The following is a 17,514-nucleotide window of genomic DNA, read 5'->3' as shown; positions in this document are numbered from 1 at the left end:
GATCGCGCGGCGCGCCGACGCCTACGACGAGAATTCGTGGATCTTCCTGCTGTGGATGGTGGCGACGTCGCTGGTCGTGCTCGCCATCGCGATCGCGTTCCTGCGCAATCAGATCCGGCCGATCGTGCGGCTGGCGGACGCCGCCGAAGCGTTCGGCAAGGGCAGGGAGGTCGCGAATTTCCGTCCGCGCGGCGCGCGCGAGGTGCGGCGCGCGGCGGCCGCCTTCCTGGAAATGAAGATGCGCATCGAGCGCGCCATCGAGCAGCGCACGACGATGCTCGCCGGCGTGTCGCACGACCTGCGCACCATCCTGACCCGCTTCAAGCTCGAACTGGCGCTGATCGGCGACAGCCCCGAGGTCGACGCGATGCGCAAGGATGTCGACGAGATGTCGGGAATGCTGGAGGACTATCTCGCCTTCGCGCGCGGCGACAGCGGCGAGGTGGCGCAGCCGACCGACATGGCGGCAGCGCTGGAAGATTTGCGCAGCGACGCCGAGCGCAACGGCCATACCGCAACGGTGGCATTCCAGGGGCTTCCGGTCGTCACGGTAAAACCTGCCGCCTTCAAGCGCTGTCTCGCCAATCTCGTCTCCAACGCCGCGCGCCACGCCGACACGATTTCGATCACCGGCCAGCGCGATCACCGCTATCTGACCGTCACCGTCGATGACGACGGTCCAGGCATTCCGCTCGCGTTGCGCGAGGAGGTGTTCAAGCCGTTCCTGCGGCTCGATGACGCCCGCAATCAGGACGAAGGCGGCACCGGGCTCGGGCTTGCGATCGCCCGCGACATCGCCCGCTCCCACGGCGGCGATATCACGCTTGGCGACAGTCCGATGGGCGGCCTGCGCGCGACGGTGCGGATCCCGGTCTAGATGCTTATTGTTGCTTGGCGCCGGGCAGCAGCGCCTTGAGCTTGTCGACGTCCTTGACTTTGATCTTGAAGCCGCCGCCGGGCATCACGATATCGCCGGGTCGCTGGTCCGCCTTGCAGGCTCCCAGCCATTTGGCTTCGATCTTGGTCGCGGTATCGCGCGGCGCCCCCTTGCCGAGATCACTGTGCGAGGTGGTGGTGACCGTGTAGGCGGAGTTGAAGTCGCCGACGATGTCTGAATGCGACGTGATCGAGACGCCGCCGACACTGCAAACGGAATCGCTCGCATAGCCGGCTGCCGTCTTCGTGACGTCCTGTTTGGAACAGATCTGCTTGGCCATCGGCGAGACCATGTTGTTCATGTCCCGGTCGGTGGTCTCGTCGGTGCAGTGCTGCATGGTCATTTCCGGCGACTGCGAGCCGGCTCTCGCCACCTTGATTTCCCACAGGCCCGCTTTGCGGATCGGCAGATCGTCGGCCCAAGCGTGTTGCCCCGCCGCGGCGATCATAAGACACAGACCCAGGCCGTAAGCAGCAGGGTCACGCGTCATCGATCACGCTCCGGGGTCAACGATAGCGGCGGTCGAAAGCTCAGTAGAGCGTGCGCAGCGGAGCCTGGTTCGAGCCATACGGCACCCAGCGGCAGGCAAAGGAAACATAGCCGCCATAGTGCGGATCGACGGCGAGAAACTTCACCACCTTGCCGTAAGAAGCGCAGTGATCGACCGCGATCTGACGGGCATCGGCATGTTGGGCCAGCTCGTAGGCGATGATACCACCGGTGTCGTTGCCCTTGACCGGCGGCACGTAGTCGGCCCGCGCAGGCGCCCCCGATAGCATGGCGCCAGAGGCGATCAGAACGGCGGCCTTGATGATTCGCATCGCTTACTCCGTTATTTGGGCTGCACCTTAAAGCGCATCCAAAGCCATGAAAAGCGCGCTCGGCCGCAGGAAATGGAGTTATTGGCAGGTGTTGCCGCGCTGCACTTGACCTTGGATTGGCTTCGCGGCACGGTTTGCCCGCCCGTGTGGCGGTTCGGAAGTTCGCAAACGTGGCTCCAATTGCCACGGGCTTCGGAATCGGGACATCAGATCATCGGCGGACCCCATATGCGTGACATCGTTTCATTCGCGAGAAAAACGGGCCTTGGCGCCTCGCTCGGCGTCGCATTCGGCCTTTTGGCGTTCGCCCAGGCCGCCGAGGCGGCCAATCCGCTGGAGATGAACTTCTGGCTCAAGGGCCCGCAATATGACGGCCGGCTGAAGACCTGCGAGGCTGCGCTCGGGACCATCACCTCGCAATTCCAGGAAAAGGAAAGCACCTTCTGGAATTCTGCCCTGACGATCACCGGTTACGGCCGGATTCACGAGGTCGCCTTCCGGCCCTGGCAGTCGGACAACATTCCGCGCCGCTATTGCAGCGGCGATGTGATGCTGAGCGATGGTCAGGTCCACGGCGTGCACTACTCGATCATCGAGGATGGCGGCTTCGCCGGTTACACCCAGGGTATCGAATGGTGCGTTACCGGGCTCGACCGCAACTGGGCCTACAATCCGTCCTGCGCCGGCGCCAAGCCGTAGATCCTTCTTCCGGCTGATTTCATCTTTCGGACACGGGCCGCTTGTTTCAGGCGCACCGCATTTTGTTCTTGAAATGTTCTCACCTCATGCTACGGTTCCCCGCGGATTGTGAAGTGAGGACAGCGATATGTTTGGACGTTCCTTGATGTCTGTGCGTTGCTGGGGCCGGCCAGTGCTTCCGAGCCTCGGCTCTCTCGCCTTGATCACGGCCATCGGCCTTGGCGCCACGGCCGCCTCGGCGCAGGACCGTCGGCAAAACGCGCCGGGCGAATTCGATTTCTATGTGCTGTCATTGTCATGGTCGCCGTCCTTCTGCGAGGACGCCGCCGAGCGCGGCAACGGCGGTGGGCGTTCGCAGCAGATCCAGTGCGGCGGCCGGCCTTTCTCCTTCGTGGTTCACGGCCTGTGGCCGCAATATGAGCGCGGCTTTCCCGAATATTGCGACCGGGATTCCTGGCTCGACCGCAACATCATGACCTCGATGCTCGATCTGATGCCGGCACCGGGCCTGATCTTCAACGAATGGAAAAAACACGGCACCTGCTCGGGCCTCGGCGCACGCGGCTATTTCGAGACCATCCGAAAGGCGCGCGCCGCGGTGAAGATCCCGCCGGAATTCATCGACCTCGCCTCGCCGAAGACCGTCTCGCCGGACGATGTCGAGACCGCCTTCATCAAGGCCAATCCGGGCCTGCCCGCCAATGCCATCGCGGTGACCTGCAACCGCTCGCGCCTCAGCGAGGTGCGCATCTGCATGGCCAAGGATCTGCAATTCCGCGCCTGCGACGAGATCGATCGCCGCGCCTGCAAACGCGACCAGGTGACAATGCCGCCGGTGCGCGGCGGCTGAAAGCGTCAACGGCGCGCGCGAGCGTGAATTGACATTCACGCTTGGCCGAACTTAATGCCGGCCGGTCATCGACTGGAGGTCGCGCGTGCCGGAGCAGCCCAACCACCGCCTGGTTGCCATTCTGCCGTGCACCGACATCGACGCGAGCACGAAATTTTATGCTCGCTTCGGTCTCTCGGTTCACAGCGATCATGGCTCGTACCGCATCCTGAGCGACGGCAAGGGCTGGCTGCTGCATTTGTCCAGTGAATCGCCGCAGGGATGGGTGGTGCCTGGCCGCAATCCCAACGGCCTCTACCTTTACCTGGAAGATGTCGACGCCCTCGCCGAGAATCTCGGCGATCTCACGCTCGGCCACGGACCCGAGCACAAGCCGTGGGGAATGTACGAGTTCGCGCTGTCAGATCCTGACGGAACGCTGGTGCGGGTCGGTTGGCCGAGCCGGCTGATGGGCTGACTCCGCCAGGCCGCCGGTAAGGCATTTTCGTTCGTCCTCAAATCCGGCAGCAACCCCCAGGCAGATGAGCCGATCACGGACGCCCCACGTTACTTTCGTCCGCTGATGTCGTAACTGAAGTCGATGAACTACCGCCACGCCTTTCACGCCGGCAACTTTGCCGATGTCGTCAAGCACATCGTGCTGGTGCGCATCCTGCTTTATCTGCAGGAGAAGGACGCAGCCTTTCGCGTGATCGATACCCATGCCGGCGCCGGCATCTACGACCTCACCGGCGAAGAAGCCGCGCGCGGCGGCGAATGGCTCACCGGTATCGCGCGCATCATGCAGGCACGGTTTTCGGAAGCGGCACAGCCGCTGATCAAGCCCTATCTCGACATTGTCCGCTCCTTCAATCCGCATCCGGCGGCACTCGAGCGTTATCCCGGCTCGCCCTTGATCGCCCGCGCGCTGCTGCGGCCGCAGGACCGCCTGACCGCCTGCGAGGTGGAAGATGGCGCCCGCAAGGCCCTAGTCGACGCGCTTCGGCGCGACGCCCAGGCGCGCGTCGTCGATCTCGACGGCTGGACCGCGCTTCCCGCCTTCGTGCCGCCGAACGAGCGGCGCGGCCTTGTGCTGATCGATCCTCCGTTTGAACAGAAGGACGAATTCGAACGGCTTGCCGCGCGGTCTGCCGAAGCCTTCGCGAAATGGCCGACCGGCAGTTACCTGCTCTGGTATCCGGCCAAGAGCCGCCGGGCGAGCGACGAACTGGAGCGGCAGGTCACCGAAGCCGTCGACGGCGCAAGACCACCCGGCAAACTCCTACGCATCGAATTTAGTGTCGCGCCGCAAACCTCCGATGGCGGCCTCACCTCGGCGGGCCTTCTGGTCGTCAACCCGCCCTGGACCCTGGCCGGTGAACTCAAGACGATCCTGCCCGAGCTGGCAAAGCCGCTCGGCCAGGGCGGCGCGAGCCGCTTCCGTCTGGAGACGACGAGGGCCTGACGCCCGAGGCCTCTGAAAAGTCCGATAGGCAATGGGGCGGGAACCGTATTATGCTCCCAGCCATTGGATCGGCTTTACGTTCCGCTTCCGCGAATGGTAGCGGCGGAGTGAGGGCTCTTCTGATTTCAGGGCAGGACTGCCGTCACGCGGGCCTGCCGGGATGGCCAAGACTTCCGGCGGAAAATGTCCGCAACGAAGGCCCGGTAGGCCGCGACGCGAGAGGGGCGTGGCGGCAGAGCACTGCGGGGGGAGGTTTCCCGATGGCCATGACTGGTACGGTCAAGTTCTTCAATGGAGAACGCGGCTACGGCTTCATCAAGCCTGACGATGGCGGTCGTGACGTGTTTGTTCACATCACGGCGGTGGAGCGGGCCGGACTGAAGGATTTGACCGAAGGACAGCGCATCACATTCGACGTTGAACCGGACAAGAAGGGCAAAGGCCCCAAGGCGGTCAACCTCGTGATTTCTGCCTAAGGTCCCGATTGCGAAGTTCGCAGCATTCTGCGGAGCCAGGTTTCGAACTTCGGAATCGACAGGACACTATCGTCCTCATGCGGCTTTGATTTGAGAAGTCTGCATGCCGGTTCGCGTGAAGACAGCGCGCCAAAACATTGAGCGCGGCTTGAACTCATTTGAGGCGAACAGCGATCGGCCTCTCAAAGCAAAAAAATCCCGGCCGCGTGCGGCCGGGAGTTTGTAGTGTCCGGTATTTTCTTATCTTAGAAGTGATAGTTCACGCCGGCGCGCAACAGACCGAAGTGATAGCCGTTCTGGGCGCCGGTGATGGTGAAATTGCTGTCGTTCAGATCGACGTAGAGATATTCGACCTTGGCGCTCCAATTCCGCGCAAGACCGACTTCGGCGCCGAGGCCCAGCGTCCAGCCGGCATTGGTGTGGCTCTCCGAGAGGCCGCCAAAGGTCTGGCCGGTCAGCTCGCCGAAGGCAAGACCGCCAGTGCCATAGAGCAGCACGTTGTTGATCGCGTAACCGGCGCGGCCGCGGACGGTGCCGAACCAGGGATTTGAGAATTTCCAGGGCGCAAAGGTGTCGGAGGCGCCGTTGCCCTGAATGTCGCCTTCGATGCCGAACACCCAGGGGCCGGTCTGCCAGTTGTAGCCCGCCTGCGCACCGCCGACGAAACCCGACGGCTTGGTCGGGTTGTTATCCACCCCGCCCCAGTTCCAGCCGAGATTGCCGCCGATATAAGGGCCGGCCCAGCTGTACATGTTCAGCGGCTGTGCGACCGTGTAGGGCTGGCGCGATCCGTAAGCCAGATCGGCGGCAAGCGCTGACGAGGTGCAAAGGGTGGCAACGAGTGCCACGGCGGCCAAAACGATCCTGCTCATCACGCATACTCCAGGCGGAAAGTGCGCACCGCGGCCCGTCGGCATGGTTACGGATTTGCACTTTTTACTGAGCGGATTTATCGAGAGTTTTAAGTTAAAGGGTTGTTAAGGCCTGCGACTCGCTGCTTCTTACTCTTAAGAAAGCGTTAGCGGCGCGTGCCCCTCGCGAGCCAGCCCGCGCAACCGAGGTTTTTCCGGGCCGAAAAGCGCGCAAACGATGCTGGCAACCCAGGCTGACGACCCCTAGATCAAGGTCTCGAAAAACTCACGAAACCATGGCCCGCGAATTCACCGATCAGGCAAAGGCCGCCGGGACGCCATCGTCGCCGTCCGGGCCCGACCAGCCGGAACAGAGCAAGCCGGAACCGGCAGGCGCCGCTGCGCAGGAACTCGTCGCCGGCGACATCGATCCAGCCATCGCCACCACCGACGAAGACGACGAGGGGCGGCTTCCCGAAGCCTCCGACGACGGCAACGAAATCATTGCCGAGGGCCCCCTCGCGATCGGTCATGCCGCGATCGAAAACGCGGTCAAGCTGGCGCCGACCTCGCCCGGCGTCTACCGCATGCTCAATGCCGCGAGCGACGTGCTCTATGTCGGCAAGGCCAAGAACGTCCGCAAGCGCCTCTCCTCCTACGCACGCGCCAGCGCGCCGTTGCCGGCGCGCATCCTGCGCATGATTGCCGCCACGGTTTCGGTCGAGATCGTCTCCACCAAGACCGAAACCGAAGCGCTGCTGCTCGAGGCCAACCTGATCAAGCAGTTGCGCCCGCGCTTTAACGTGCAACTGCGCGACGACAAGTCGTTTCCCTATATTCTGATCACGGGCGACCACTGGGCGCCGCAGATTCTCAAGCACCGCGGCGCGCAGACGCGACCCGGGCAGTATTTCGGCCCGTTCGCCTCGGCGGGTGCCGTCAACCGCACCATCACCGCGCTGCAGCGCGCGTTTTTGATCCGCTCCTGCACCGACGCTTTTTTCGAAAGCCGCACCCGGCCGTGCCTGCTCTACCAGATCAAGCGCTGCGCCGGCCCCTGCACCCGCGAGATCGATTTTCCCGGCTATACCGAACTGGTGCGCGAGGCCAAGGATTTCCTGTCCGGGCGCAGCCAGGCCGTCAAACAGCTGCTCGCGGCCGAAATGGAAAAGGCCTCCGGCGAACTCGAATTCGAGACCGCAGCGCTGTACCGCGACCGGCTTGCGGCGCTGTCGTCGATCCAGTCGCAGCAGGGCATCAATCCGCGCACCGTCGAAGAAGCCGACCTGTTCGCGATCCATCAGGAGGGCGGCTATTCCTGCGTCGAGGTGTTCTTCTTCCGCACCGGACAGAACTGGGGGAATCGCGCCTATTTCCCGAAAGCGGAGAAATCATTCACGCCGGAGGAGGTGCTGGCCTCGTTCCTTGCGCAGTTCTACGACGACAAGCCGCCGCCGAAACTGATCCTGCTGTCGCATGCGATCGAGGAAGCCGAGTTGATGGCAAGCGCGCTGTCGATCAAGGCCGGGTTCAAGGTCGAGGTCACGACGCCGCAGCGCGGCGAGAAGAAGGAACTGATCACCCATGCGCTGACCAACGCGCGCGAAGCGCTTGGCCGCAAGCTGGCCGATACCGCAACCCAGGGCCGCTTGCTTTCAGGGTTGGTGTCCACGCTCGGCCTGCCGGTGCCGCCGCGCCGCATCGAGGTCTACGACAACAGCCATATCCAGGGCACCAATGCCGTCGGCGCTATGATCGTGGCCGGCCCGGACGGCTTCGTCAAAAACCAGTACCGCAAGTTCAACATCAAGTCGGAAGGGCTGACGCCGGGCGACGACTACGCGATGATGCGCGAGGTGTTGCAGCGGCGCTTCAAGCGTCTGCTCGCGGCGGCCGCCGAGGGCGAGACCAAGCCATCGCGCACCGAGGACGACGGCGTTCCGCAGTGGCCTGATCTTGTGATCATCGATGGCGGCCGCGGCCAGCTCAACGCGGCCAAGGAAATCTTCGACGAGCTCGGGCTTGCGCAGGTCTCGCTGCTCGCGGTCGCCAAGGGGCCCGACCGCGATGCCGGGCGCGAAACCCTGTTCATGCCCGGCCGCGAGGCCATCAAGCTCGAACCGCGCGATCCCGTGCTCTATTTCATCCAGCGGCTGCGCGACGAGGCCCATCGCTTCGTGATCGGCTCGCACCGCAAGCTGCGCAAGAAGGACCTTCGCGAGGCCGGCCTGCAGGAAATTCCCGGCATCGGCCCCTCGCGCAAACGGGCGCTCCTGCATCATTTTGGAACCTTGAAGGAGATCGAGCGGGCCTCGATCGCCGACCTCGGCAAGGTGCCGGGCGTCAGCGCCGAGAGCGCGCGCAAGATTTTCGAGTTTTTCCACACCCAGCCGGGGTAGGCGAGGTTAAGGATGTCACGTGAAGGTCATATCTGTCGCATGTTGACCTTCCCTCCGCGGCGGTATTGGTAGGACGAATGAACATCGCAACGACCAGGGGACTGACGAAAGCCTCGCTGTCCCTGCCCAATATTCTGACCTTTGCGCGGATTGCCGCCATTCCGCTGGTGGTCGGCTGCATCTACGCGCAAGCGATCCTGGACTGGCCGCTGTGGCTGCGCTGGGTGGCGCTTGCCGTGTTCATCGCCGCCGCGGTGACCGATTTCCTCGATGGCTACTATGCGCGGATGTGGGACCAGCAATCGGCGCTCGGGCGGATGCTCGATCCGATCGCCGACAAGCTTCTGGTCGCCTCCTGCCTTCTGATGCTCGCCGCCGACGGCATCATCCATGGCTGGACGCTGTGGGCGGCGATCGTGATCCTGTGTCGCGAAATCCTGGTGTCGGGCTTGCGCGAATATCTGGCAGGCCTGCGCGTCAGCGTGCCCGTGACCAAGCTCGCCAAATGGAAGACGACCGCGCAGCTCGTTGCGATCGGGTTCCTGCTCGCTGGCGAAGCGGGCGACCAGGTCATTCCCCACATCACCGAGATCGGGCTGCTGCTGCTGTGGATCTCGGCGATCGTCACCATCTATACCGGCTGGGATTATTTCCGCGCCGGCATCCATCACCTCATCAAGGAGGATGAAGGATGAAACTGAAATATTTCGCCTGGGTGCGCGAACGGATCGGCAAGACCGAAGAGATCATCGAGCCGCCGGCGAACGTGAAAACCGTCGAAGAGCTGATCGCCTGGCTCACCGCACGCGGCGAGGCCTACGCCCATGCCTTCGAGAAGCCGCGCGTGATCCGCGCCGCCATCGACCATGCGCACGTCAAACAGGACGCGGCGATCGCCGGCGCCCGCGAAATCGCGTTCTTTCCGCCGATGACTGGCGGTTAAAGACGGCCATGACCGCCAACGTGACCATTCGCATTCAGGAAGCCGATTTCGACATCGCGCGCGAAATTGCAAGTCTGACCGCGAACCGCAGCGACATCGGCGCGGTGGTTTCCTTCACCGGCATCTGCCGGGGCAGCGAAGACGGCGCAGCCATCGCCGCGCTGACGCTCGAACATTATCCCGGCATGGCGGAAGCCGAGATCGCGCGCCATGCCGAAACCGCGATGGCGCGCTGGCCGGTCAGCGGAATCAGGGTCGTGCATCGCGTGGGCCGCATTACGCCGGGCGAGAACATCGTGCTGGTCGTCACCGCCTCGAAACATCGCCAGGCGGCGTTCGAGGCCGCCGAGTTCCTGATGGATTATCTGAAAGCCAATGCGCCGTTCTGGAAGCGCGTGGACAGTCCGGGCGGCGCAAGCTGGGTCGAGGCGCGTGACCACGACGAGGACGCCGCAGCGCGCTGGACCAAGCCCTGATGGCCAAGCGCGCCAAAACCCCGCCGAAGCGTTCCCGCATCTCGCCGAAACTGCCCAAGGTTTCGCCGGGCGAACTGCTGACGCTGCTTGATTTCGTCCGCTATGCGGTCAGCCGCTTCAACGAGGCGAAACTGACGTTCGCGCACGGCACCACCGATCCGGTCGCTGAGGCAGCCTTTCTGGTCTGCGAAACGCTACACCTTCATCCCGATCAGTTCGAAAACTTCGCGACCGCGCGCGTCGCGGCGCACGAAGCCCGCGAAATCCTCGACGTGATCGGCCGCCGCGTGACCTCGCGGCGACCTGCCGCCTATCTCGTCAACAAGATCTACATGCGCGGCCTGCCTTTTTATGTCGACGAGCGCGTGATCGTGCCACGCTCGTTCATCGGCGAACTCTTGGATTCGCATTTCGGTGGGCTGGATGGCGAAGGACCTCACTTGATCGAGGACGCAAGCGCGGTCGAAGGCGTGCTCGAACTCTGCACCGGCTCAGGCTGCCTTGCCATTCTCTCAAGCGTCGCCTTTCCAAACGCGCAAATCGACGCGGTCGACATCTCCAAGGATGCGCTTGCGGTCGCCGCGCGCAACGTTGTGGATTTCGGTCTTGAGGACCGGATCGCGCTCCATCGCGGAGACCTCTACGCCCCGGTCGCCGGCAAACGGTATGACCTCATCATCGCCAATCCGCCCTATGTCGATGCGGCGGGCATGGCGAGCTTGCCGGCCGAATGCCGCGCCGAGCCGAAAATCGCCTTCGATGGCGGCATCGACGGGATCGATATCGTCAGGCGCATCCTGGACGAGGCCAAAGAGCACCTGACACCGCAAGGTGGTCTGCTTTGCGAGGTCGGCCGCTGCAGCGAGGCGCTGGAGGCGGCCTATCCACGCGCCGAATTCCTCTGGCTCGACACCGAGGATTCGACCGGCGAGGTGTTCTGGATCACCGCTTCTGACCTTGCAAATCTGCATAAGCGCGGCGATTGACCGCCGGAAAAAGTCGGGCTCTGGCATTCCAGTACCTCGGTGAAACTGCTAACCTCCTGGGCAACGATCCACCCACAACTCGAAGAGGCCCGTCATGCTGGACAAGAGCCCGCACTCCGCCGCCGTCAACGTCCCCAACGACCTTGCGGCGCACTGGATGCCGTTTACCGCCAACCGCGCCTTCAAGAAGGCGCCGCGGCTGCTCGCCGGCGCCAAGGACATGCACTATATCACCGTCGACGGCCGCAAGATCCTCGACGGGGCCGCAGGCATGTGGTGCAGCAATGCCGGCCATGGCCGCACTCAGATTGCCGAGGCGATCGGCAAGCAGGCCGCCACACTCGACTATTCGCCGCCGTTCCAGTTCGGCATTCCCCAGGCGTTCGAACTCGCAAGCCGCATCGTCGATTTGGCGCCGAAAGGCCTCGACCATGTCTTCTTCTGCAATTCGGGATCGGAAGCCGCCGACACCGCATTGAAGATCGCACTCGCCTATCATCAGATCTCGGGCCAGGGCGGCCGTATTCGCCTGATCGGCCGCGAGCGCGGCTACCACGGCGTCGGCTTCGGCGGCACCTCCGTCGGCGGCATGGTCAACAACCGCAAGATGTTCGGCTCGCTGCTCACCGGCGTTGATCATCTGCCGACGACCTATGACCGCGAGAAGCAGGCGTTCTCGCGCGGCGAGCCGGAATACGGCGCACACTTCGCCGACGCGCTTGAAAATCTGGTCAACCTGCACGGCGCCAATACCATCGCCGCCGTCATCGTCGAGCCGATGGCGGGATCGACCGGCGTGCTGCCGGCTCCCAAGGGCTATCTCAAGCGGCTGCGCGAGATTACCCAGAAGCACGGCATTCTCTTGATCTTCGATGAAGTCATCACCGGCTTTGGCCGGCTGGGTTATGCCTTCGCCGCCGAGCGCTATGGCGTGCTGCCGGACATGATCACCTTCGCCAAGGGCGTGACCAATGGTGCCGCGCCGATGGGCGGCGTGCTGGTGCGCGACACCATCCACGATGCCTTCATGAACGGCCCCGAACATGCCATCGAGCTGACGCATGGCTACACCTATTCGGCGCATCCTCTGGCCTGCGCGGCCGGCCTTGCCACGCTCGACATCTACCGCGACGAGAAGCTGTTCGAGCACGCCCGCGCGCTCGAACCGAAGTGGACCGATGCCATCTTCTCGCTGAAGAACGAACCGAACGTGGTCGATATCCGCACTGTCGGCCTGACCGCCGGCATCGATCTGGCTTCGCGGCCGGAGGCGCCGGGCAAGCGGGGGTTTGATGCGCTCAACAGCGCCTTCTTCGACAACGACCTGATGATGCGGATTGCCGGCGACACCATCGCGCTGACGCCGCCTTTGATCGTCAGCGAAGCCCAGGTCGGCGAGATCGTCGAGAAGGTGGCCAAGGTCATCCGCGCGGTAGCCTAACACGCCCTCCGTACAACCACGGGATGCGGCTTCTCGTCAGGGCAGCCGCAGTTCCCGCCGCCTCGGCCCGGTTCCTCGCCTGCACAAAGATCCCTAGCCTCTCGAATCAACATTAGTGCTAATGTTGCAAGGCAAGTGGCACGGAAGGCTGAGGGGCTTTAGGCGCATATGATCCGCATTTCCACGATCTTCATCGCCATCTGCATGGTGCTGGTGGCAGCTTCCCTTGGCCTCGTTCTCTATTCGGTGGCCGGATTGAGCGGGCTGGAATCGGCCATCGTCGCCCTCACCGCCCTGACCTTCCTGATTCTCTACAACGCGGTCTCGATGCGCCTGCGCGACCGGACCGACGTCGGCGGCCAGATCGCCGATCTGTCACGCGGCACCGCCGACCTTGCCCGTCAGGTCGCCGAATTCGGCCGCAGGCTCACCGCTGTCGAAGGCAAACTCAATTCGCTCAACCATGCCGGCGCGGACCGTATTCAGGCGGTGGTCGGCGAGATCAACGAACTCGGCGGGCTGGTCAAGCAACTCGCGGTGTCGGTCGCAAGCCACGAGGACATGCTTTCGGCCAATGCCGCGGCCGCCGCCGCTGCGCCGGCTCCCCCTACTGATGCGGGAAGATCGTCGCGCCAGGAGCCATCCTTCGCGCCCGAGACCCCGAAACTGGTCGCATCCGCGCCGCCGATCGTCGTCGCCAGCCCCGAGCCCCCGGCTGCTCCCCGCGGGGAAATTCAGACCTTTGCGGCGGTGAAGACCGCGATCGAGGAAAATCGCCTCGACATCTACCTGCAGCCGATGGTGACCCTGCCCCAGCGCAAGGTGCGCTTCTATGAGGCAGTCACGCGCATCCGCGACGAGCACGACCGGGTGCTTGCGGCCGACGATTTCCTTCCCTTCGTCGAGGCGACCGGGCTGATCGGACGGGTCGATCACGCAGTGATGCTGCGCTGTGTGCAGGTGCTGCGCCGCCTGATGGTCCGCAACAAGGACGTCGGCGTGTTTTGCAACATGGCCGCCGCGACGCTGCGCGATCCCACGACCTTCGCCCCCTGCCTCGACTTCCTCGAAGCCAACCGCGCGCTGGCCCCGTCCTTCGTGATCGAGTTCAAGCAGGCGATGTTCCGCAATCTTGGCGCCGCCGAGAGCGAACACCTGGCTGCGCTGGCGCAGCGCGGCTATCGCTTCTCGATCGATCACGTCACGGATCTGCGGATCGAACCGCGCGAACTGGCCGATCGCGGCGTCCGCTTCATCAAGGTTCCTGCCGCGTTGTTGCTCGATCCGAAGATGTCCTCGGCATCGGATATTCACCCCTCCGACCTCTCGGACCTTCTCGGCCGCTTCGGCATCGACCTGATCGCCGAACGGATCGAGGGCGAGCGCGCCGTCGTCGACCTGCTCGATTTCGATGTCAGGTTCGGACAAGGCTTTTTGTTTGCGCCGCCGCGGCCGTTGCGCCCCGAGGGCGCCAACGATGCCGTTTCCGCCGGCAAGCAGGACGCCAACACTACGCTCAAGGCAGCGACTGTCGAGACACCGGTCATCGATCCCCCGGTCCGTGCCACCGGCAATGCCGCGCTGGCGCGCCGGGCGGTCGGCCCGAATTGATTCACAAGTAAAATGACGGCGCTGAAATTTGCCGAACGGCTGCGCGACCTCGTCGGCGGGGTCGACGTGCTGCTCAGCGATATCTGGGGCGTCGTGCACAACGGCCTGGTTGCGTTTCCCGATGCCTGTGCAGCATTGCGGAGTTTCCGTGAACAGGGCGGCACGGTCATCCTCATCACCAACGCGCCGCGCCCGGCGGATTCGGTGCAGCGGCAGCTGCGCAAGCTCCAGGTGCCCGACGATACCTACGATGCCATCGTCAGTTCCGGCGACCTGACGCGGAATTTTATCTCCGGCCATCCCGGCCAGAAGATTTTCTGGATCGGCCCCGAACGCGACAGCGCGATCCATCGCGGGCTCGATGCCCCGATCGTACCGTTGGACCGCGCCGACTACATCGTTTGCACCGGACTTTTCGATGATGAGACGGAATCGGCGGAAAACTATCGCGCGATGCTGCTGACGGCGCGCGAACGCAAGCTCACGCTGATCTGCGCCAATCCAGACATCGTCGTCGAACGCGGCGACCGCCTGATCTACTGCGCAGGCGCCGTCGCCGAACTTTATGCCGAACTCGGCGGCGAGGCGATCTTCTACGGCAAGCCGCACCGGCCAATCTACGAGCGCGCGATGACGCTGGCGGCCGCACAGCGACGCCAGACTGTTCCTCTCAACCGCGTGCTTGCCATCGGCGATTCCGTCCGCACCGATCTGACCGGCGCGCACGGGTTTGGCGTCGATTGCCTGTTCGTCGCGCGCGGCATTCACGCCGAGCAGTTCGAAGGCCTCGATCAGCTCGATCCTGCTTCCGTGCAGGAATTGTTCGGCCATCCGCCGCGCGCGCTGATGCGCGAGCTGAAGTGGTGAGGCGTCGTAACGAAAGACGAAGCGCCGGCAGTTATTGATACCGTCATGGCCGGGCTTGTCCCGGCCATCCACGTCTTAACAGCCTCGGAGCACCAAAGGCATGGATGCCCGGGACAAGCCCGGGCACGACGAACTTCAATGCTTGTCGCGTGGAAGCTGGCGCCTTACGCGCTGGCCATATCCGGGAATACCGCCTCGATCTTGGTCTTCAGCGTGGCAGCATTGAACGGCTTGACGATGTAATTGTTCACGCCCGCCTTCTTGGCAGCGATCACGTTCTCGGTCTTGGATTCGGCCGTGATCATGATGAAGGGCGTGGTGGCCAGGTTCGGGTCGGCGCGGACTTCCCGCAGCAGGTCGTAGCCGGTCATCGGCTCCATGTTCCAGTCGGAGATGACGAGGCCGTATTTCTTGGCGCGCATCTTGTTGAGCGCAGCCGACCCGTCGCTGGCATCGTCGATATTCTCGAAACCGAGCTGCTTAAGGAGATTCCTGATGATGCGAATCATGGTGCTGTAGTCGTCCACCACCAGAACCGACATCGACAAATCCACGGCCATCTTGAAATCCCCTCGGAAGCACACGAACGCTGCTGGGCCAAAATGCGCCCGCAATCCAGCCCAAGCACTACCATCAGCCGTTAAACAGCCCGTTAACCGATGCCTTTCGGGTAGGCCGATCCGCCCACGAAATACCCCCTCAGACCCCGCTTGACTTCGTGCGCCGCCCCGCGCCACGGTCCGCCGCGAATATCTGCTAAGACTTTGTAAATGGCCTCCGATTTTACCGTGATCCGCGACAGCAGCCCGCCCGCTGCCATTCCGAAGGGAATGGTGGTCGCGATGGGCAATTTCGATGGCGTTCATCTCGGCCACCGCGCCGTGATCGAGGCTGCCAAGCGCATGGCAACGACGCATCGCAAGCCGGCCTTTGCGGTGACTTTCGAACCGCACCCGCGGCGCTATTTCAGTCCGAACACACCCCAGTTCCGTCTCACCGATGAGACCGCCAAGCTTCGCCTTCTGGCGGCGACCGGTCTTTCGGGCGCCGTGGTGATGACCTTCGACAAGCGCCGTGCCGAGACGGCGGCGCAAGATTTTATTCACCATGATCTGATCGAGCGGCTCGGCATCAGCGGAATTGCGGTCGGCTACGACTTTCACTTCGGCAAGGGACGCGTCGGTTCGCCGAGCCTGTTGGTCGCAGAAGCGCCGCGGCTTGGCATCGAGGTCGACGTGCAGGCCCATGTCGATATCGCCGAACGGCCGGTCTCCTCCAGCGCAATCCGCATGGCGCTGGCCGAAGGCCAGATCGGCGAGGCCACCGCGATGCTGGGCGGCCCCTGGTTCATCACCGGCGAAGTCATCCATGGCGAGAAACGCGGCCGCGACCTCGGTTTTCCCACCGCCAACATCCGGCTCGACAAGAATTGCGGGCTCAAGCTCGGCATCTATGCCGTTCGCGTCGGGCTTGGCGATCAGCGCCTCGATGGCGTCGCGAGCTTCGGCCGCCGTCCGACCTTCGACAATGGCGCCCCGCTGCTCGAAGTCTTCCTGTTCGATTTCAAGGGCGACCTCTACGGCAAGCGGCTCGACGTCGCCTTCGTCGCCTTCCTTCGCGAGGAGTTGAAATTCGAGGCAATAGAGGCGCTGATCCGCCAGATGGACGACGACAGCAGCCTCGCCCGCGCGCGTCTGGCGGCGGCTCCCGAGGCGTTTCCGAAATTGGGACCACTTGCCGACATTTAGCGGCTTTGCGATTGCGCCTGCCTTTGCTATGGAAAGCCCATGTTGACGCGGCGCACCATCGGCATTAGCGGCCCGGCTTCCGCCTGAGCTTTGGCTCGGCGAGAAGACCGGGTTCTCTCTGTTCGCCCCGCTTTACTCCCAAGCGTTTCTCGCGCCCCCTCCGAGCCATACGAGCCATGTCCGAAAAACCGCAAAAGTCAGACAGCACAGACTATTCGAAAACCCTGTTCCTGCCGGAGACGGAATTTCCGATGCGCGCCGGGCTGCCGCAGCGCGAGCCGGAAATCCTGAAAGGCTGGAACAAGCTCGGCCTCTACGACCGCCTGCGCGAGGCTTCCAAGGGGCGCCCAAAATTCGTTCTTCACGACGGTCCGCCCTATGCCAACGGCAACATCCATATCGGGCACGCGCTCAACAAGATCCTGAAAGACGTCGTGACCAAGAGCCAGCAGATGCTGGGCTTCGATTCCAACTATGTCCCCGGCTGGGACTGTCACGGCCTGCCGATCGAATGGAAGATCGAGGAGGAAAACTACCGCTCCAAGGGCAAGACCAAGCCCGACTTCCGCGATTCCGCGGCGATGGTGGCGTTCCGAAAGGAATGCCGGGCCTATGCCACGCACTGGCTCGACGTGCAGCGTGAGGAATTCAAGCGGCTCGGCATCATCGGCGACTGGGACCATCCCTACGCCACCATGAGCTATCCGGCGGAAGCGCAGATCGCACGCGAGCTGATGAAGTTTGCCCATAACGGCACGCTCTATCGCGGCTCCAAGCCGGTGATGTGGAGCGTGGTGGAAAAGACCGCACTCGCTGAAGCAGAAGTCGAATACGAGGACTACACCTCCGATACGGTGTGGGTGAAATTTCCGGTGATCTCGCCAGCGCATGGCGCGCTCGCCTCGGCCTCGGTCGTGATCTGGACCACCACGCCCTGGACCTTGCCCGGCAACCGCGCCATCTCG

The 17,514-nt window shown here is 63.5% G+C and carries 20 protein-coding genes; 16 read left to right on the top strand and 4 right to left on the bottom strand.

The genetic code is table 11. From position 1 onward, the window contains the following. Window positions 1-877: ATP-binding protein (locus VFL62_RS03195; protein ID WP_325170932.1), on the top strand; the 877-nt coding region annotated here is incomplete at its 5' end. Between the two features lie 4 nt (window positions 878-881). On the opposite strand, the gene VFL62_RS03190 is transcribed toward VFL62_RS03195, so the two are convergent. Both VFL62_RS03190 and VFL62_RS03185 read right to left on the bottom strand, forming a co-directional pair. Continuing rightward, complete coding sequence (locus VFL62_RS03190) at window positions 882-1,427, bottom strand: DUF3617 domain-containing protein (RefSeq protein WP_325170931.1); 546 nt, start codon at window positions 1,425-1,427, stop codon at window positions 882-884. A gap of 40 nt (window positions 1,428-1,467) precedes the next feature. Next, window positions 1,468-1,758 (bottom strand): hypothetical protein, encoded by a 291-nt coding sequence (locus VFL62_RS03185; RefSeq protein WP_325170930.1) that lies wholly within the window; start codon window positions 1,756-1,758, stop codon window positions 1,468-1,470. A 228-nt stretch (window positions 1,759-1,986) separates the two neighbouring features. On the opposite strand from VFL62_RS03185, the gene VFL62_RS03180 reads away from it, so the two are divergent. The 5 genes from VFL62_RS03180 to VFL62_RS03160 all read left to right on the top strand — a co-directional run bounded on the left by VFL62_RS03180 (window position 1,987) and on the right by VFL62_RS03160 (window position 5,227). Then, window positions 1,987-2,457 carry a hypothetical protein gene (locus VFL62_RS03180; RefSeq protein ID WP_325170929.1) on the top strand — a complete coding sequence of 157 codons (471 nt, stop codon included), beginning with the start codon at window positions 1,987-1,989 and terminating at the stop codon, window positions 2,455-2,457. Window positions 2,458-2,602: 145 nt separating this feature from the next. Further along, a complete protein-coding gene (locus VFL62_RS03175) occupies window positions 2,603-3,307 on the top strand; it encodes a ribonuclease T2 (protein ID WP_325170928.1) in 705 nt (234 codons plus the stop codon). An 85-nt stretch (window positions 3,308-3,392) separates the two neighbouring features. After that, a complete protein-coding gene (locus VFL62_RS03170) occupies window positions 3,393-3,764 on the top strand; it encodes a VOC family protein (RefSeq protein ID WP_325170927.1) in 372 nt (123 codons plus the stop codon). 123 nt (window positions 3,765-3,887) lie between these two features. Beyond that, window positions 3,888-4,751, top strand: a complete 864-nt coding sequence (locus tag VFL62_RS03165) for a 23S rRNA (adenine(2030)-N(6))-methyltransferase RlmJ (RefSeq protein WP_325170926.1) — start codon at window positions 3,888-3,890, stop codon at window positions 4,749-4,751. Between the two features lie 260 nt (window positions 4,752-5,011). Continuing rightward, window positions 5,012-5,227 carry a cold-shock protein gene (locus VFL62_RS03160; RefSeq protein WP_325170925.1) on the top strand — a complete coding sequence of 72 codons (216 nt, stop codon included), beginning with the start codon at window positions 5,012-5,014 and terminating at the stop codon, window positions 5,225-5,227. Window positions 5,228-5,472: 245 nt separating this feature from the next. Here VFL62_RS03160 and VFL62_RS03155 read toward each other — a convergent pair whose 3' ends face one another. Then, entirely contained in the window at window positions 5,473-6,099 is a 627-nt protein-coding gene (locus VFL62_RS03155; RefSeq protein WP_325170924.1) for an outer membrane protein, read from the bottom strand. A gap of 275 nt (window positions 6,100-6,374) precedes the next feature. Between VFL62_RS03155 and uvrC the strand changes: the two genes are divergently transcribed. The 8 genes from uvrC to VFL62_RS03115 all read left to right on the top strand — a co-directional run bounded on the left by uvrC (window position 6,375) and on the right by VFL62_RS03115 (window position 14,801). Continuing rightward, window positions 6,375-8,477: an excinuclease ABC subunit UvrC gene (gene uvrC, locus VFL62_RS03150; protein ID WP_325170923.1), complete on the top strand. Its 2,103-nt coding sequence runs from the start codon at window positions 6,375-6,377 to the stop codon at window positions 8,475-8,477. A 77-nt stretch (window positions 8,478-8,554) separates the two neighbouring features. Next, on the top strand, window positions 8,555-9,172 hold the full coding sequence (gene pgsA / locus VFL62_RS03145) for a CDP-diacylglycerol--glycerol-3-phosphate 3-phosphatidyltransferase (protein WP_325170922.1): 618 nt from the start codon (window positions 8,555-8,557) through the stop codon (window positions 9,170-9,172). Continuing rightward, on the top strand, window positions 9,169-9,420 hold the full coding sequence (moaD, locus tag VFL62_RS03140; RefSeq protein ID WP_325170921.1) for a molybdopterin converting factor subunit 1: 252 nt from the start codon (window positions 9,169-9,171) through the stop codon (window positions 9,418-9,420). Before pgsA ends, moaD begins: the two co-directional genes overlap by 4 nt. An 8-nt stretch (window positions 9,421-9,428) precedes the next feature. Then, window positions 9,429-9,896: a molybdenum cofactor biosynthesis protein MoaE gene (locus VFL62_RS03135; protein ID WP_325170920.1), complete on the top strand. Its 468-nt coding sequence runs from the start codon at window positions 9,429-9,431 to the stop codon at window positions 9,894-9,896. Further along, window positions 9,896-10,882 (top strand): 50S ribosomal protein L3 N(5)-glutamine methyltransferase, encoded by a 987-nt coding sequence (prmB, locus tag VFL62_RS03130; RefSeq protein ID WP_325170919.1) that lies wholly within the window; start codon window positions 9,896-9,898, stop codon window positions 10,880-10,882. The genes VFL62_RS03135 and prmB overlap by 1 nt, the downstream gene beginning before the upstream one ends. A 94-nt stretch (window positions 10,883-10,976) precedes the next feature. Next, window positions 10,977-12,323: an aspartate aminotransferase family protein gene (locus tag VFL62_RS03125; protein ID WP_325170918.1), complete on the top strand. Its 1,347-nt coding sequence runs from the start codon at window positions 10,977-10,979 to the stop codon at window positions 12,321-12,323. A gap of 168 nt (window positions 12,324-12,491) precedes the next feature. Then, complete coding sequence (locus VFL62_RS03120; RefSeq protein WP_325170917.1) at window positions 12,492-13,934, top strand: EAL domain-containing protein; 1,443 nt, start codon at window positions 12,492-12,494, stop codon at window positions 13,932-13,934. Between the two features lie 12 nt (window positions 13,935-13,946). Further along, a complete protein-coding gene (locus VFL62_RS03115; protein WP_325170916.1) occupies window positions 13,947-14,801 on the top strand; it encodes a TIGR01459 family HAD-type hydrolase in 855 nt (284 codons plus the stop codon). Between the two features lie 164 nt (window positions 14,802-14,965). Here the strand turns inward: VFL62_RS03115 and VFL62_RS03110 are convergent, their stop codons facing one another. Then, window positions 14,966-15,361, bottom strand: coding sequence for a response regulator (locus VFL62_RS03110; protein WP_325016009.1), 396 nt, complete (start codon window positions 15,359-15,361; stop codon window positions 14,966-14,968). Between the two features lie 210 nt (window positions 15,362-15,571). Here VFL62_RS03110 and VFL62_RS03105 point away from each other — a divergent pair, with 210 nt between their 5' ends. Continuing rightward, window positions 15,572-16,549, top strand: a complete 978-nt coding sequence (locus VFL62_RS03105) for a bifunctional riboflavin kinase/FAD synthetase (RefSeq protein WP_325170915.1) — start codon at window positions 15,572-15,574, stop codon at window positions 16,547-16,549. Between the two features lie 176 nt (window positions 16,550-16,725). After that, window positions 16,726-17,514, top strand: a 789-nt coding sequence (locus VFL62_RS03100) for a class I tRNA ligase family protein (protein ID WP_325170914.1), incomplete at its 3' end; no start/stop codon positions are given.

It is taken from the genome of Bradyrhizobium sp. (genome assembly GCF_035701725.1).
Taxonomy (GTDB): Bacteria; Pseudomonadota; Alphaproteobacteria; order Rhizobiales; family Xanthobacteraceae; genus Bradyrhizobium.
This window is presented reverse-complemented; position numbering and strand designations above follow the sequence as displayed.

Bases quoted from the DNA above. Each gene is read 5' to 3' on its own strand.
- VFL62_RS03190 (WP_325170931.1), bottom strand. From the start codon at position 1,427: ATGACGCGTGACCCTGCTGCTTACGGCCTGGGTCTGTGTCTTATGATC.
- VFL62_RS03185 (WP_325170930.1), bottom strand. From the start codon at position 1,758: ATGCGAATCATCAAGGCCGCCGTTCTGATCGCCTCTGGCGCCATGCTA.
- VFL62_RS03180 (WP_325170929.1), top strand. From the start codon at position 1,987: ATGCGTGACATCGTTTCATTCGCGAGAAAAACGGGCCTTGGCGCCTCG.
- VFL62_RS03175 (WP_325170928.1), top strand. From the start codon at position 2,603: ATGTCTGTGCGTTGCTGGGGCCGGCCAGTGCTTCCGAGCCTCGGCTCT.
- VFL62_RS03165 (WP_325170926.1), top strand. From the start codon at position 3,888: ATGAACTACCGCCACGCCTTTCACGCCGGCAACTTTGCCGATGTCGTC.
- VFL62_RS03160 (WP_325170925.1), top strand. From the start codon at position 5,012: ATGGCCATGACTGGTACGGTCAAGTTCTTCAATGGAGAACGCGGCTAC.
- VFL62_RS03155 (WP_325170924.1), bottom strand. From the start codon at position 6,099: ATGAGCAGGATCGTTTTGGCCGCCGTGGCACTCGTTGCCACCCTTTGC.
- uvrC (WP_325170923.1), top strand. From the start codon at position 6,375: ATGGCCCGCGAATTCACCGATCAGGCAAAGGCCGCCGGGACGCCATCG.
- pgsA (WP_325170922.1), top strand. From the start codon at position 8,555: ATGAACATCGCAACGACCAGGGGACTGACGAAAGCCTCGCTGTCCCTG.
- moaD (WP_325170921.1), top strand. From the start codon at position 9,169: ATGAAACTGAAATATTTCGCCTGGGTGCGCGAACGGATCGGCAAGACC.
- VFL62_RS03135 (WP_325170920.1), top strand. From the start codon at position 9,429: ATGACCGCCAACGTGACCATTCGCATTCAGGAAGCCGATTTCGACATC.
- prmB (WP_325170919.1), top strand. From the start codon at position 9,896: ATGGCCAAGCGCGCCAAAACCCCGCCGAAGCGTTCCCGCATCTCGCCG.
- VFL62_RS03125 (WP_325170918.1), top strand. From the start codon at position 10,977: ATGCTGGACAAGAGCCCGCACTCCGCCGCCGTCAACGTCCCCAACGAC.
- VFL62_RS03120 (WP_325170917.1), top strand. From the start codon at position 12,492: ATGATCCGCATTTCCACGATCTTCATCGCCATCTGCATGGTGCTGGTG.
- VFL62_RS03115 (WP_325170916.1), top strand. From the start codon at position 13,947: ATGACGGCGCTGAAATTTGCCGAACGGCTGCGCGACCTCGTCGGCGGG.
- VFL62_RS03110 (WP_325016009.1), bottom strand. From the start codon at position 15,361: ATGGCCGTGGATTTGTCGATGTCGGTTCTGGTGGTGGACGACTACAGC.
- VFL62_RS03105 (WP_325170915.1), top strand. From the start codon at position 15,572: ATGGCCTCCGATTTTACCGTGATCCGCGACAGCAGCCCGCCCGCTGCC.